Source organism: Halorhabdus sp. BNX81 (assembly GCF_029229925.1).
In the GTDB taxonomy this organism is placed as follows: Archaea; Halobacteriota; Halobacteria; order Halobacteriales; family Haloarculaceae; genus Halorhabdus.
On the sequence record NZ_CP107254.1, the window covers coordinates 2,370,848 to 2,385,344 of the forward strand.

General features: G+C 65.9%; 14 protein-coding genes. 12 read left to right on the forward strand and 2 right to left on the reverse strand.

Annotation, left to right across the window (positions count from 1 at the left end; all coding sequences use genetic code 11):
* Positions 1-17: 17 nt before the first annotated feature.
* The gene (locus HBNXHr_RS11960) at positions 18-1,163 is read right to left on the reverse strand and encodes a PAS domain-containing sensor histidine kinase (protein WP_275882305.1); all 1,146 of its coding nucleotides are present in this window, start codon (positions 1,161-1,163) and stop codon (positions 18-20) included.
* Positions 1,160-2,767 carry a methyl-accepting chemotaxis protein gene (locus HBNXHr_RS11965; protein ID WP_275882306.1) on the reverse strand — a complete coding sequence of 536 codons (1,608 nt, stop codon included), beginning with the start codon at positions 2,765-2,767 and terminating at the stop codon, positions 1,160-1,162. Before HBNXHr_RS11965 ends, HBNXHr_RS11960 begins: the two co-directional genes overlap by 4 nt.
* Positions 2,768-2,997: 230 nt before the next feature.
* Between HBNXHr_RS11965 and rnz the strand changes: the two genes are divergently transcribed.
* The 12 genes from rnz (at position 2,998) to HBNXHr_RS12025 (ending at position 14,453) form a co-directional block, all read left to right on the forward strand.
* Positions 2,998-3,930: a ribonuclease Z gene (rnz, locus tag HBNXHr_RS11970; protein WP_275882307.1), complete on the forward strand. Its 933-nt coding sequence runs from the start codon at positions 2,998-3,000 to the stop codon at positions 3,928-3,930.
* A gap of 93 nt (positions 3,931-4,023) precedes the next feature.
* The gene (locus HBNXHr_RS11975; RefSeq protein WP_275882308.1) at positions 4,024-5,175 is read left to right on the forward strand and encodes a HAMP domain-containing sensor histidine kinase; all 1,152 of its coding nucleotides are present in this window, start codon (positions 4,024-4,026) and stop codon (positions 5,173-5,175) included.
* Positions 5,176-5,278: 103 nt separating this feature from the next.
* Positions 5,279-5,668, forward strand: coding sequence for a VOC family protein (locus tag HBNXHr_RS11980; RefSeq protein WP_275882309.1), 390 nt, complete (start codon positions 5,279-5,281; stop codon positions 5,666-5,668).
* On the forward strand, positions 5,665-6,528 hold the full coding sequence (locus tag HBNXHr_RS11985) for a polysaccharide deacetylase family protein (RefSeq protein WP_275882310.1): 864 nt from the start codon (positions 5,665-5,667) through the stop codon (positions 6,526-6,528). The genes HBNXHr_RS11980 and HBNXHr_RS11985 overlap by 4 nt, the downstream gene beginning before the upstream one ends.
* A gap of 286 nt (positions 6,529-6,814) precedes the next feature.
* Positions 6,815-7,105 (forward strand): DUF433 domain-containing protein, encoded by a 291-nt coding sequence (locus HBNXHr_RS11990; protein WP_275882311.1) that lies wholly within the window; start codon positions 6,815-6,817, stop codon positions 7,103-7,105.
* Positions 7,106-7,108: 3 nt separating this feature from the next.
* Complete coding sequence (locus tag HBNXHr_RS11995; RefSeq protein ID WP_275882312.1) at positions 7,109-7,453, forward strand: DUF5615 family PIN-like protein; 345 nt, start codon at positions 7,109-7,111, stop codon at positions 7,451-7,453.
* Positions 7,454-7,683: 230 nt separating this feature from the next.
* A complete protein-coding gene (locus tag HBNXHr_RS12000) occupies positions 7,684-9,663 on the forward strand; it encodes a DUF460 domain-containing protein (protein ID WP_275882313.1) in 1,980 nt (659 codons plus the stop codon).
* 55 nt (positions 9,664-9,718) lie between these two features.
* Positions 9,719-10,354, forward strand: coding sequence for an alpha/beta hydrolase (locus HBNXHr_RS12005; protein ID WP_275882314.1), 636 nt, complete (start codon positions 9,719-9,721; stop codon positions 10,352-10,354).
* A 79-nt stretch (positions 10,355-10,433) separates the two neighbouring features.
* Positions 10,434-10,958: a hypothetical protein gene (locus HBNXHr_RS12010; protein ID WP_275882315.1), complete on the forward strand. Its 525-nt coding sequence runs from the start codon at positions 10,434-10,436 to the stop codon at positions 10,956-10,958.
* A 324-nt stretch (positions 10,959-11,282) separates the two neighbouring features.
* A complete protein-coding gene (tgtA, locus tag HBNXHr_RS12015; protein ID WP_275882316.1) occupies positions 11,283-12,752 on the forward strand; it encodes a tRNA guanosine(15) transglycosylase TgtA in 1,470 nt (489 codons plus the stop codon).
* Positions 12,753-12,858: 106 nt separating this feature from the next.
* Positions 12,859-13,806, forward strand: a complete 948-nt coding sequence (locus HBNXHr_RS12020; protein ID WP_275882317.1) for a helix-turn-helix domain-containing protein — start codon at positions 12,859-12,861, stop codon at positions 13,804-13,806.
* A 149-nt stretch (positions 13,807-13,955) separates the two neighbouring features.
* Positions 13,956-14,453 carry a flavin reductase family protein gene (locus HBNXHr_RS12025; protein WP_275882318.1) on the forward strand — a complete coding sequence of 166 codons (498 nt, stop codon included), beginning with the start codon at positions 13,956-13,958 and terminating at the stop codon, positions 14,451-14,453.
* Positions 14,454-14,497: the final 44 nt, after the last annotated feature.

Below are 14,497 nucleotides of genomic sequence, written 5' to 3' on the forward strand. Positions count from 1 at the left end.
CGGCGTCGTGAATCACGTCACTCGGCATCGGGGAGGATGACCGACACTGTGGTTCGATCACCCCGTCGTTCGTAGCCGAGTTCGCCGCCGTAGCTTTCGACCAGCCATTTCGCCAGCCACAGCCCCAGTCCGCTGCTGTGTGAAAGCTGGGAGATGGGCCGATCGTCGAAGACCGCCGCCCGGGCGAACTCCGGGATCCCCGGGCCGTCGTCGGTGATCGTCGCAACGGCCTGCTCGCCGTCATCGTGGGCCGCGATCCGGATGGTCGAGCGTGATTCGGACCGTGGGCGCGTGACAGTCGGCGGTGTGGGATTGTGCTCAACGGCATCCTGACGAGCCTGCGAGTCAGGGGTCGTGGAACCGTGTTCCACGGCGTCCTCCGGAGCCTGCGACGGAGGGCTTGTCGAGCCATGCTCGACAGCGTTTTCGACGAGCGCGTCGAGCGCCTCGAAGAGACGGCGATCGCCAGTGACGGGGAGTGTCTCGGGGAGATCCGTCTCGAAGGCAACCGCCTCCGCTGACACGGCGTGTCGATCGACGACGTTCCGGAGTGTGCTCGCCAGGTCGACTGTGGATCGGTCGGGCGACCCGTCGCCGAGGATGTCCCTGACGCGTCCCGCCGCCGCGCTCAACTCCTCCAGATCGTCGGCGGCGGCCCGGATGCGCGTGAGGTGGGCTCGCAGATCGTCGTCCTCGATCACATCGAGAAGCGCATCCGTCGACAGCAGGATCTGTGAGAGATCGTTCCGGAGGTTGTGTCGGAGGACCCGATGGAGGACCTCGTGATGGCGCTGCTGGCGGTTTCGGTCGGTGATATCGGTGTAAATCGCCAAGCCGTGACTGCCCCCCTCGTGCTCGAAGGGGACGCCGCGGTACCGAAACTCCCGCAAGCCGTCGGCGGTCTGGCGGGTGACCGTCGCCCAGTTGGCCTCGCCATCGGCAGTCCGCTGATCGAAGGTCGCGGCCTCGCCCGTTCGGTGGGTTGGAACGATGAAGTCGTTGAGCGACTCGCCGACGATCGTCGCGCGGTCGTACCCGAAGGTTTCGACGAATCCGGGATTGACCGTCCGGACGACGGGGACGTTCTCGACCATCTCGATCTCGGCGACGGCGTCCTCCGTGAGTTCGAACAGGAGCCCGTATCGATCGGGCGCGTCGGTCATGCGCTCGGGGGCGTCGTATCATTCGTTCGGGGCACGACCGCGACCGATCCCGGGCGATCACCGGTCCGGAGCGCGCCCCGAACCGGCGTGTCGGCGGTGGGATCGGTGTCGACGGTCAGGACGCGACGATCGCCGGACACGTCGAGGGTGAACGCCTGATCGGCGGCCCCGACGTAAAACGAGGCGACCGACGCCGCCACAGCCCCGCGATCGACGACGTTGAGGACCGTGTCGGTGGCCTCGAAGATCCCCTCGTCGTTCTCGAAGCGGGCCGCGCGGGCGGCCTCCTCGCCCAGTGTCGCGATCTCGCCGGCGATGTTACCGACGATCAGCAGTGGCTGCTCGCGCCGCCGGTCGGTCTCGCGGTTGACCGCGCCGAGCGACCGGGCCCCAAGATCGAAGACGTTCGTGTCGGACTGCCAGGTGTCGAACGCATCGAGAACGAACAGCCGATCGTTCGCCAATGTCGCCGAAAGGGAGACGTCCCGATGGGCGAGCGCACCATCGAGCGTCTCACGATCGAGCCCGGGCGGCGGCGTCACCGAGACGGCGTTGCCGGTGGCGATCGCCCCGGCGACGAGCCCCGCGATCAGGTCGGCGATCGCCACATCCGAATACTGGAGGACGACCTGCCCGCCCTCGATCAGCCCGCCAGTGAGATCGTCGAGTCCGTCGAGCCCCGTCGAGATACGCGCGTGGTCCCGGTCGGTCGTGACGCCCGAAAGCGCATCGCCGACTTCCCCGAGCATCGTCGTCTGTTCGGCCCGGCTCTCCCGGATCGAAGAAATATTGCCCCGGATCGACTGTGCACGGTCGGCGACGTCTTCGGCCGTCGTGGCGATCTGTTCGCTGGAGGCGGCCAGATCGTCAGTCGCCGTCGAAACGGACTGGACATCCTGGGCGGTCCGGTCGACGGAATCCGAGACAGCCTCGAAGCGCTCGACGGCGGTCCGAACCGACGAGACCCCGGTCTCGATCTCCTCGACAGTCGTTTCCAGGGCGTCGACGGTCTCGTCCGTCGCAGTTCGCACTTCGGTCAGGCTCGTTTCGATGGCGTCGGCCTGCTCGCGTGATTCCGCGGCCAGGCCCTTGATCTCCTCGGCGACGACGGCGAACCCGTCCGCCGAGTCGTCGTCGGCGCGTGCGGCCTCGATCGAGGCGTTCAGCGCCAGCATGTTCGTCTGCTCGGCGACGTCGTCGATGCCGGCGACTGCCTCCTCGATGGCCGCGATGCGATCCTCGAGCCGGCGCACCTTCGCGGCCAGGTCCGAGCTGGTCTCCCGGACGCTCCGCACGACAGCCATCGCTTCCGTGGCAGCGTCGTGTCCCTCAGCGGCACGCTCACGAGCGTCGGAACTCTGTCGGGCAACCTCGTCTGCGGTCGCCGCGACTTCCTCGATGGTCGCACTCAGCTCCGAGACCGCCTCGACAGTGCTCGCCGCCTCCTCGGCCTGTGTGGCGGCGCTCTCGTCGATCGAGGAGAGTTGCTCGTCGACATCGGCCGACGTGGCTCGAAGCACCTCGATCGCCCCCTGGGCCGTCGCGATCGGGCGGTCGTTCGTCCGGTCCGATCCGTCGGTCGTGCTGTCCGCCGTCCCCCTCATGCAAACCCCTCGTCCAGTTCGGTTCTCGTTCCGTTCGGTTCGTCCAACTGAGACGTCGTTACAGCACACATTCGCACACTGAATCGGGACGAACCGGGAATAGTTGAAACTGCGCGGGCGCGTCAAATCTTGCCCGGCCGACCGGGGAAACTCCACAGGTCGACAGTTTCCGACCGGCCGACCGGGTCGTTCCGAAGGGCGTTTATCCCTCGCCCGGCGACCGGAAGACAATGCGCGTGACGTTTCTCGGGACGAGCGGCGCGGTGCCGACGACCGAACGCAACCCTTCGGGAGTGATGGTCCGCCGGGAGGGCGAGCGACTGCTCTTTGACTGCGGCGAGGGGACCCAACGCCAGATGATGCATTTCGGGACGGGCTTCGACGTTGCGCACATCTTCGTCTCGCACATGCACGGCGATCACGTGCTGGGCATCCCCGGCTTGTTGCAGACGATGGACTTCAACGACCGCGAGGACCCGCTGGCGATCCACGCGCCACACGGGACCCGGTCTCGGCTGGAGGAGCTTCTCTCGGCGACCGGCGATCGGCCGTCCTATCCCCTCCGAATTACCCAGAACGGCCCGGGTGACGTGGTGCTCGACGCCGAGGGCTACGAGGTCCGCACGATCGAGACCGAACACCGGACCCAGTCGCTCGGCTTCGCACTGGTCGAAGACGACCGGACGGGACGTTTCGACCGGGAAAGGGCCGAGAACGAACTCGGGATCGAGCCCGGACCGAAGTACTCGAAACTCCACGCGGGGGAGCCAGTCGAACACGACGGGCGAACGATCCAGCCCGAGGAGGTCGTCGGCCCGCCGCGGCCGGGTCGGACGGTCGTCTACAGCGGCGATACTCGCCCCGTCGAGGCGGTCCGCCGAGCCAGCGAGGACGCCGACCTGTTGATCCACGACGCGACCTTCGCCGACGACCGGGCCGAGCGCGCCCGGGGGACCGGCCACTCGACGGCGCGGGAAGCCGGATCGCTGGCAGCCGAAGCCGGCGCGAAGCGCCTCGCGCTGACGCACATCTCGACGCGATACGCCGGACAGGCCGACCGACTCGAAGCGGAGGCCCGCGAGGCGTTCGGCGACGCCGCCTTCGTCGCAAGTGACGGCCAGGCGGTCGATGTCCCGTACCCGGATGACACACGAGACGAGTGACATCCCGGACAATGTCCGAGACGGGGAGTAAGATGTTCACACGGTCTCACGGATCACAGAACAATTACACCACCGTATCCACAGACTAGGGCAATGGCAAAACAGCGGGCCGACGCCGCCGTCGCGAGGGCGCTCGGTTCGATCTCGCCGTGGGGCGTTCGCCTCGCCTGTGGTGGCGTTATCGCGGCGGCAGGACTGGCGGGCATTCTCGTCCCGCTGGTCCGTCTGTTCGCCACGCCCGGCGGTGTTTCCGGTCCGGTCGCGGGTGTGCTCGTCCCGGCCGTGTTCGGTCTTGTCGTTCTCGCCAGTGGCTACTGGCTCGGGGGGAGCGACCTCGACGGATCGCTGGCTGCTGCGGTCATGGTATGGTGGTTCCTGGGGACTGCCTTCGGTGCGTTCACGGCACTCGGCCTCGTCGGCTATCAGATGGCGGCGGGCCTCGGTGTGGCCGACGCGGCGATCGTGCTCAGCGGGATCGCCTCTATCGGCGGCGTCGGTGGCCTGCTCGTCGGTCACTACGACGCCCGGAGTCAGCGTCGCCGACGCGAACTCGAACGCGAACACGAGCGGCTCGCCGACGAACGCCAGAAGCTCGCGCTCCTCAACCGGATCGTCCGCCACGACATCGGCAACGACCTCCAGATCATCAGCGGCATGAGCAGCCACCTCGAAGCGTACGTCGATCCCGATGGCCGTGAGCATCTCGATCGGGTACAGCGAACCACGGAAGAGGCCATCCAGTTGACCGAACAGGTTCGGGCGTTCGTGGCGTCGCTCGACGAGAACGAACCTTCCGAACGCCGCCGAATCTCCCTCAAGCGCGTGCTTGACACCCAGATCGAAAACACCCGGGAAGTCTACCGGGAAGCGACAGTCACCCTTGCGGGCGAGGTTCCGGACGTCGCGATCCACGCCGACGAACTCCTCTCGACGCTCTTTCACAATCTGCTCTCGAACGCAGTCGAACACAACGACCGGGACAGTCCGTCCGTCGAACTGTCGGTCGAACGCGACGCCGAAACGGTCGCCGTCTCGGTGGCCGACGACGGCCCGGGCATCCCCACCCAGGAGCGTGAGCGCCTCCAGGCCGTCGACACCAGTCCGGATCCAGCAGGCGAGTCAGGGCTCGGGTTGTACATCGTCGGCATGCTCGTCGATCGCTACGGCGGGACGATCGCGATCGACGACCGGGAGTCCCGTGGGACGGTTGTCACGGTCAACCTGCCGATCGCCGACGGCGAATAGCACCCCTCGACATCACGCTCGGGACGCCGACGGCAAGTTGCCAGCCCCCCGACGCGAACCGACACCCGTTACTGTCATCTGTGCCGGCGTGGAATGAAACGGCATGGAGCTTTCACACGTCGCGATATGGGTGACCGACCTCGACCGATCCCTCGACTTCTACGAGGCATTGGGCTTCGAGCGGGCGTGGTCGTTCACCGCAGACGGCGTCGAGAACGTCTACGTCAGCGGTGACGGTGGCGAACTCCAGTTGCGTCACGATCCCGACCGAACGACGCCGATCGCACCGACGCGGGCCGACACCGACCACGTTGCGCTGGGTGTCGAGGACGAAGCTGCTGTCGAGGCGGCTGTCGAGCGGAGCCGCGACGCTGGCGGCTCGGTCATCGACGGCCCACACGTCGTCGAACCGGCCGACGCCTACGCCGCCTTCGTCGAAGACCCCGACGGCTACACCCTCGAGTTCGTCACATCGCTGGAGGGAGACCAATGACTGATCCGCGCCTCGCGCTCGTCTTCGACGACGGGTATCGCAGCGACTTCGACATGCTTCGACCGGCACTCGCGGACCTCGACGCCCCCATGACGCTGGCGATCGTCCCCGGGTGGCTCGGCGGCGAGGACCACATCACAGCCGACGAACTCGCGACGCTCGCCGCCGAGGGACACGAAGTCCTCTCACACGGCCGCCGTCACCGCTACCTGGGAACCCATCGGGTAACGGCGGACGCGTCGGCTGGCGACCGTCGAGTTACCCTGGACAACCACGTCTTCCCCGATGACGACCACGGCGTCTACGTCGGCGACACCTACGAGATCACCAACGGCGAAGACGCCGAAACGCTGACCCTTGCCGAGAAATTGGGCACCGACGACGAACCGATCATGGAATTCGAGACGGCGATTTCGGGCGATTACACCGCCGGCGAAGCGGTCGTCCGCCCGACGATGGCGACCATCGAGGACGAGATCGTCGGCGTCCGCGAGGAGTTCGACGACCTGGGCTTCGATCCGACGGGCTTTGTCTTCCCGTATGACGCCACTGACCCGCGAGCTTGGGACGTCGCGAGCGAGGAATACGACACCATCGCGAACGCCGGAGTCAGGTCGCTGCCGAACCCAGCAGGGACGCTTCCGACGAACTGGCGACGGTACTACCTCCAGACGAGCCATCAGACCCGGCCGGAACTCGCGGCGTACCTCGATACGCTCGCCGAGCAGGGTGGCGTGGGGATTCTCGCGGGCCACAGCGACTGGGAGTCGGTTCCCGAAGAGCGCGTGATCTGGACCGTCGAGGCCGCCCGCGAGCGCGGGATCGAAGTGACGACGCTCCACGAGGCAGCCGAGCGCTAAACGAAGCACTACCGTCTCACTGGCGGTGTTCAGATAAGCACCGAGTAAGAAGCCTGTTTTCTCTGCTAATCAGCCAAATCCTGGTGGAATGAAAGGGCGAGCCAGTTTCGAGAACCCCGACGAAGTAAGCACTGCAGGGCGCGAAGCGCCCGAAGCGCGCAGCGAGTCGCGGGACCGAAACTGGCGAGGGCTTTCAGAGTTGTCTCACTCTCGGCAGATCCTTATCTGAACACTACCGTCTCACTTCGGCGAGGTTTCAAGACCCAGGAGCGCCTATACCTCTGTAATGGCGACCCAGCAGTATCGAATCGTCTCCGCGGAGGACTCGGAGATTCACGGGGAGCCCCACATCGAGGGGAGCCGCGTCACGGTCCGAGATGTGCACGCACGCGTCGAACAGCGCGGACTCGCCCCCGAACGAGTCGCCGAGCGGTACAACCTGGACATCGCAGACGTCTACGAGGCACTCGCGTATTATCACGCCAATCCCGAGGAGATGCGACGGGTCGAGAAACGCCACGACCGAGCCGCCGCCGAGGCCAGAGAGCGGTCGTCGCTCACGCCACCCGACAGCTGACCGATGGCGTATCGGCTCATCCTCGACGAGAACGTCGAGCACGAGGTGGCCCATCGGCTCGGGAACTACGGCCACGACGTCGAGCACGTCGATTTTGTACCCGAGCTCGGGAAGGGGACTGCCGACCAGCCGATCGCGCGGTATTCACTCGACACCGATCGCGTGATCGTGACGTACGACGACGACTTCGTCCTCGAGGTGGACGAAGGCCAGTATCGGGCGGTGTTGTATTTCGACGACGCGGCGCTGTCCGTCGAGCAGGTCTCGGACATCATCCACACTGTTTCTCGGAACTACCCACAGGAAGCGTTGCAGGGCCTCGAGTACGTCGGCGAGGAATGGCTCTGAGCGACGGCCCGGTCACCTCTCACCGCGAATGGAATACGCTCCGTGGGTGAAAACCGTCTCTGTATATTTGACTCAGCCTGCCCGAGTCGCGCCCTGTGTCCCCCATGAGAGGACTGACTGTTGCAGATCGTGCGAAATCAACGTGCCTCGTTCCCGACAATCGGCATCATGAGGAATTTTAGCGCCCGCGGCGTCATGGGTTTATACTGCTGAGACACCTAGGTACCACCGTGCAACGGACGGCTGCCCTGGACGACGTGATCTTCGGCGTGGACGTCCAGAGCGGGGACGTGCGGGGGGATGCGCCCTCCTACGCGCTGGTCATCTTCGACGGCGAGAGCATCGACCGGGACGTGGTGAGCCGCCGGAAACTGCGGCGACTCATCGAGGACGAAGAGCCCGCCATCGTCGCCACGGACAACATGTACGAACTCGCCGCGGACAAGGACGCCCTCGTCCACTTCCTCCGGGAATTGCCCGACGGAACCCGGCTCGTCCAGGTGACCGGCGACGAGCAGCCCGAACCGCTCTCCAGGGTCGCCTCCCGCCACGGCGTCCCCTACGGCAAAGACCCGATGAAAGAGGCCGAGGCCGCGGCCCGACTCGCGGCGGGCAACGTCGGTTACGCGGTGTCGGCGTTCTCCGAAACGACCGAGGTGAAGGTCTCCCGCGGCCGCTCGACCGGCGGCGGTGGGGGCTGGAGCGAGGACCGCTTCACCCGACGGATTCACGGTTCGGTCAAGAAGCTCGCCCGCGAGGTCGAACGCGAACTCGAGGCCGCGAATCTCGAATACGACCGCAATGTAACCGAGAAGTACGGCGGCTTCTCGAACGCGATCTTCGAGGTCGAGGCCCCACCGGAAGACATCCCCGTCTCGCGGGAACGGTCGGGCGACACCAGGATCGAGATCGAGCGCGAGCGCTTAGAGGGCATCGAGTTCGAGCCGCTGGCCCACCGGCGCGATCACGTCGTCGTCGGCGTCGACCCGGGGACGACCACCGCCGTCGCCGTCGTCGGACTCGACGGCGAGGTCCTTGAGGTCCACTCGACCCGGACTGCGGACACCGCCGCAGTCATCGAGTGGATCATCGAACGCGGGCGGCCGATCGTCGTCGCCGCGGACGTCACGCCGATGCCCGAAACCGTCGAGAAACTCCGCCGGAGTTTCGACGCGGCCAGCTGGACACCCGACAGCGACCTGCCCGTCGACGAAAAACTCCACCGGACGCGCGAGGAAGCCTACGACAACGACCACGAACGCGACGCCCTGGCGGCCGCCCTCGAGGCCTTCGACGATCACGAAGACCAGTTCGAGCGCGTTGCCGCCAAGGTCCCGCCGCGCGAGGAGGTCGGTCCCGTCCTGGCCCGCGTTGTCGCCGGCGAGGAGTCCGTCGAGAGCGTCCTGGACGACCTCGCGGACGACGACGGCGAACCCCCGGAGCCGACCGAACACACCCCACGCGAACTCACCGCCGAGGAGAAGCAGATCAAGCGCCTCCAGGACCGGGTCGACCGACTCGAGTCCCACGTCGCGGATCTCAACGAGACGATCGAAACGAAAGACGGGACGATCAGCGACCTCCGGGACAAACTCGAATCGGCCCGCAGCGAGCAGCGAGCGGAGACCCGCAAACGGCGGGAAGTGACCCGCCTCGAACGCGAGAACGACCGCCTCGAACGCGAACTACAGAGCGAGCGTGAGCGAGTCGAGGACCTGGAGGGCAAGCTCGAACGGCTGAAAGCGCTCTGGAAGCTCGACCACTCCAATTTCGCCGAGGTCGAGGAGACCAAGGAGGGGCTCGTCCCCGTGAAGGTCGTCGAGAAGTTCACGACCGCGGCGATCGAGGACGCCGACGACCGGTTCGGACTCGCGGAAGGCGACATCATCCTCTTCCGTGACGCGACGGGTGCGGGCCGCTCGACGGCCGAGCGACTGGCTGATCTCGACCCACGGCTCGTCCTCCGAACGGGTGGTCTCTCGGACGTCTCCGACGAAGTGCTCTTCGAGGAGGACGTCCCGGTCGCGCCGGCCGAGAACGTCACCGTCCAGGAGGTCGACGAACTCGCCGTCGCCCGCGAACGTGAGGTCGAGGAAGCCATCGAAGAGTGGAAAGAGTACGCGAGCGAGCGCAAGAAGGCCCGGACCGCGGAGATGGTCGACACGCTGATCAGCGAACACCGGGCGTCGGGCCACGGCGGCAGCGTGTGAAGGTGTCGTCCGGGCGAACGTTTTTGTCCCCCGAAGTCCCGGTCGATATCGAGAGATGTCCCAGGACGTCACGCTGGCAGTCGGCGACAGCACGTATCCCGGACGACTGAACACGCCCGAGGAGCCTTCAGATCGCGGGATACTGATCGTTCCCGGCGCGGGACACGGGCCGTTCGGCGACGTGTTCCTCCGTTTTGCCCGGAGAGCAGCCGAGGACGGACACTACGTTGCCCGATTCGAGACGTGGATATCCCCCAACGACCTGGAGGCTAAAACCGACGAAGACTTCCGGGCGGAACTGGCGGCCGGCGTCGAGTTCCTTCGTTCGCGGGGCTGTTCGACGATCACGGTCGTCGCCAAGAGTTTCGGCGGCCGAGTGGCTCTAGAGCACCTGCCGGACGGCGTCGATCGGCTGGTACTGTGGGCTCCCGCAGTCCTGGCCGAAAACGCCGAGAACGTCCCCGAAGACGCCTGGGATCACCTGCCAGCCGTGACTCCCGGCGAATTCGGCGTCGACGTTCTGACTCGGATCCTCCAGGGTGACGACGACGGCATCCCCGTCGACAGTGCCGAGCGGATCGCCGAAGGATTGCCAGACGGCGAACTCGTGGTCCTCCCCGACGAGGATCACTCGTTTTTGCGTAACTATACACGCGTCATCGAGGAGACGGTAGCGTTCTTGCCGGAGTGACGGCAGTCGGCGGCGAGTCACCGGGATCCGTCTGTCTTCGGGGTGAGAATATTTGTGTCTCAGAACACGAGGATATCTCATGGAACAATTCGTCGCCGAGAACCTCGATCGGTACGGAGACACCCAGGGTGTCCTGCCCGAGCGGCTGGAGGACTTCGGTGAACAGTATCGCGAGCAGGGATACCTGACGCGCGACCAGCTGTACGAACTGGCCTACGAGACCGCGACCCGGAGCGCCTATCACGTCGAGTCCAACCCCGAAGCGCGCTGTATCGAAGTGACGCGAAACGTCCGAACAGTCGAAGGCGATTTCTCGAAGGTGCAGCTGCTCTCCGGCCTCTCGGGATTCAAAGCCCCCGTCGCCTCGGCGGTTTTGACGGCGCTGGATCCCGAGCGCCACGCCGTGGTGGACACCCGCGTCTGGGCCGCCCTAGAACGGCTGGAGTATCTCGACGGGCGCAAGGAGAACTTCGACGCCGCCGACTACGTGACGATGATCGAACCGATCCGCGAAATCGCCGACGAGACAGGGTATTCACCGGCAGACGTCGGCTACGCGCTGTTCGCCTACGACGACCACGTCCGGGAAGGCACACTTCACTGACTGTCCGTCGTGAAGACTCGGATAAGCGCGCTGAATCGAACGGCGTCGGACCTTACTCAGGGCCAGGTTCCTCGGGAGTCGATTCGCCGCCACGTAGTTTGGCGGCGACGACGGCGATGGTTGCAAACAGTACAGCACCGACAGCGAGTTTCTTTTTCGAACGCATACTCGGCCGTTGGTCGCTATGGGATATAAACCGACGACCAGAGCTTCCGAGCCAGCAGTACGGGGGATCAAGGACCGTGGTGCCGACGAGTTGTCCGCCAGTCGGTCGCTGTGATCACCAAACGGAATTCTTAGGCCCGCCGATCACCCAGGACGGCTATGCGCGATCACTTCGAACTCCAGGCGTACGACGCCATGGGGCGGCTCGGCGAGTTGACCGTCCCGCGGGCGGACGTCACCGTCGAGACGCCCGCACTGCTGCCGGTCATCAACCCCCACCACGAGACGATCGATCCCGGACGGCTGGCGGAGTTCGGAGCCGAGATCCTGATCACGAACAGCTACGTGATCTACGGGAGCGACGAGGTCCGAGAGCCGGCGCTCGACGATGGATTGCACGACCTGCTGGATTTCGACGGCGCGATCATGACCGACTCGGGATCGTTTCAGCTGGCCGAGTACGGCGAGATCGACGTCAATACGACTGAGATCCTCGAATTCCAGCGTGAGATCGGATCGGACATCGCGACGCCGGTGGACATCCCGACACCGCCCGACGCCGACCGCGAGCAGGTCGGCCGGGAGATGGAGACGACACAGGCTCGACTCGAAACGGCCGCCGACTTCGACGCCGGGGAGATGCTGCTCAACGCGCCAGTCCAGGGGGCGACCTACCCCGATCTTCGGGAGCAGGCCGCTCGGGACGCGTACGCGACGGGGCTCGATGTCTTTCCGATCGGCGCGGTCGTCCCGCTGTTGAACGATTACCGGTACGCCGAGATAGTCGACGCCGTTGCCGGGGCCAAGCGCGGCCTGGGCGAGGACGCCCCGGTCCACCTCTTCGGCGCGGGCCATCCCATGATGTTCGCCCTCGCCGTCGCGGCCGGCTGTGATCTGTTCGACTCTGCCGCCTACGCCCTGTACGCCCGCGACGGCCGATATCTGACCGTCCGCGGGACCGAACACCTCGACGAACTCGAACACTTCCCGTGTGAATGCCCCGTCTGCTCGACCCGAACTCCCGCGGAGCTGCGCGACCGGCCGACTCACGAGCGCACCAAACTGCTGGCCGAGCACAACCTCCACGTCTCCTTCGGCGAAATGCGCCGTATCAAGGGGGCGATCCGGCAGGGGAATCTGCTGGAACTTGTCGAGACCCGCGCTCGCGCCCACCCGACAATGCTCGACGGCTACCGGGCGCTGCTCGACCACGCCGAACAGCTCGAACGCACCGACCCCGCCTCGAAGGACGCCTTCTTCTACCTTTCGGGGGAGAGCGCCGACCGCCCGGAGGTCCGGCGACATCACGATCGACTCGCGCGGCTGTCACCGCCCGCGGACCTCGTGCTCGCGGCCGATCCCGACGCTCACGCTGGATCGGACGCCGACGTCTGGGCGGTCGAGCCTCCCTTCGGGCCGGTCCCGCGTGGCCTCGATCAGACCTATCCACTCACGGCGGAGCTGCCCGAGCGACTCGACGGCCGGGCCTACCGGGCCGCTGCTCGTGGCGTGAATCGTCTCGCCGAGACGAGTGACGCCGCGATCACGCTCGTCGACGACGGCTGGCCGGCGAGCGCACTCGACCTCGTCGCCGAGGGCGTGGACATCGACACGACAGTCGAAGAGTGACAGACGCTTACCGGATCGCTCCGCTGGATCGACTGCCGGCATCGCCGAACCCGGTAAGGTCTGACAGCACCCGTGCGTTTTCCCGTCGGGTCGCCGTTTCGCCAGTATGAGTCAGTTCGACCGGACCAAAGAGTCCGGCAACGAATCGGGGGCAGGGACCGAGACCGGTCCGGGACCGGCCCGGACCGAGTCGCGGATCCCGCCGGCGGAGGTCTTTTCCATTCTGGGCAACGACACGCGGGTGGCCATCCTCCGGGCCATGCTGGAACTGGACGCGGACGAGCAGCCGGTCAGCTTCACGGCCATCTTCGAGCAGGTCGACATCGCCGACAGCGCCAACTTCAGCTACCACCTCGAGAAGTTGACGGGTCATTTCGTCGCCCAGCGCGAGGACGGCTACGTGTTCCGGTATCCCGGCCGGAAGGTCGTGAGTTCGATCTTCACCGGGACGCTGACCGAGCGCGCCCAGCTCGGCTTTTTCCCCGTCGATGGGTCCTGTTATGCCTGTGATAGATCTCTGCACGGGTGGTACGTCGACGACGAACTCACCATCGGCTGTATCGACTGTGGGACGATCCAGGTCAGCTACCCGTTCCCCGCCGGCGGCCTCGACGACCGCACGACCGAAGACGTCCTGGAAGCTTTCCAGCACTACGTCCGTCACCACTACTGTCTGGCCGCCGACGGCGTCTGTCCGGAATGTACCGGCTCGATCGAGTCGGATCTCGTGGCCGACCCTGACGAGGACGACCTGGAGGTCGCCGTCGAACACGTCTGTCAACGCTGCGGGTACCGCCTGGAGTCAACCGTCGGTATCACGCTGCTCGATGTCGCCGACGTCCTGGTGTTTTTCTCCGAGCGCGGGGTCGATCTGAACGCGACGCCGTTCTGGCACTTCGACTGGTGCGTCAGTGACAAGCGAACGGAGATCGTCGACGACGAGCCGCTCCGTGTCCGGCTGACTCTCCCCTGTGCAGGCGACGAACTCCGCGTCCTGCTCGACGAAACCGTCTCCGTGATCGACACTGCAGTCGTCGAACGCCTCCCGGAGTAAGCCGGCTCAACAAAGTATCAAAAAATAAACTGTAGTTGGGTGGAGGAAGGGCTCATACCGGTCGAGTCCGTAGTCGTGGATATGACGCAGTCACTGACTGGACGGATGGCATCGACGACCCAGGCGAGCGGACGGAGTACTCGGTAACGATGGTCGACGCCGAGCAGTTCCGGGCCGTCCTCGGGCAGTTCGCGACCGGCGTGACCGTCGTGACGCTGCCGGGCGACCCGCCCCACGGCATCACCGTCAGCGCCTTCGCCAGTCTGTCGATGGACCCGCCGCTCGTGTTGATCTCGCTCGACCACGACACCGACGCCCACCGGCGACTCGCCGACGGGGACGACGACGGGTTCGCCGTCAACATCCTCGCCCGCGACCAACGCGAGGTCGGCGAATTCTTCGCGGGGATGACCGACGATGGCGATCCCCTCGCCGAAGCGACCGACGCGCCGGCCACGGGTGCACCCGTCTTCGACGACGACCTCGCGTTCGTCGACTGTTCGGTGTACGATAGCTTCGAGGCGGGCGATCACACGGTCTACGTCGGGAAGGTCGAAGCGGCCGAGTTGTTGAACCCCGAGGCCGACCCGCTCACGTATCACCGCGGCGAGTGGGGCACGATTCCGGCGGCGGCGGACAACGCCTGACTACCCAGCGAAGCCACTTTTCGAAAGCGAACGACGCCAGCCCA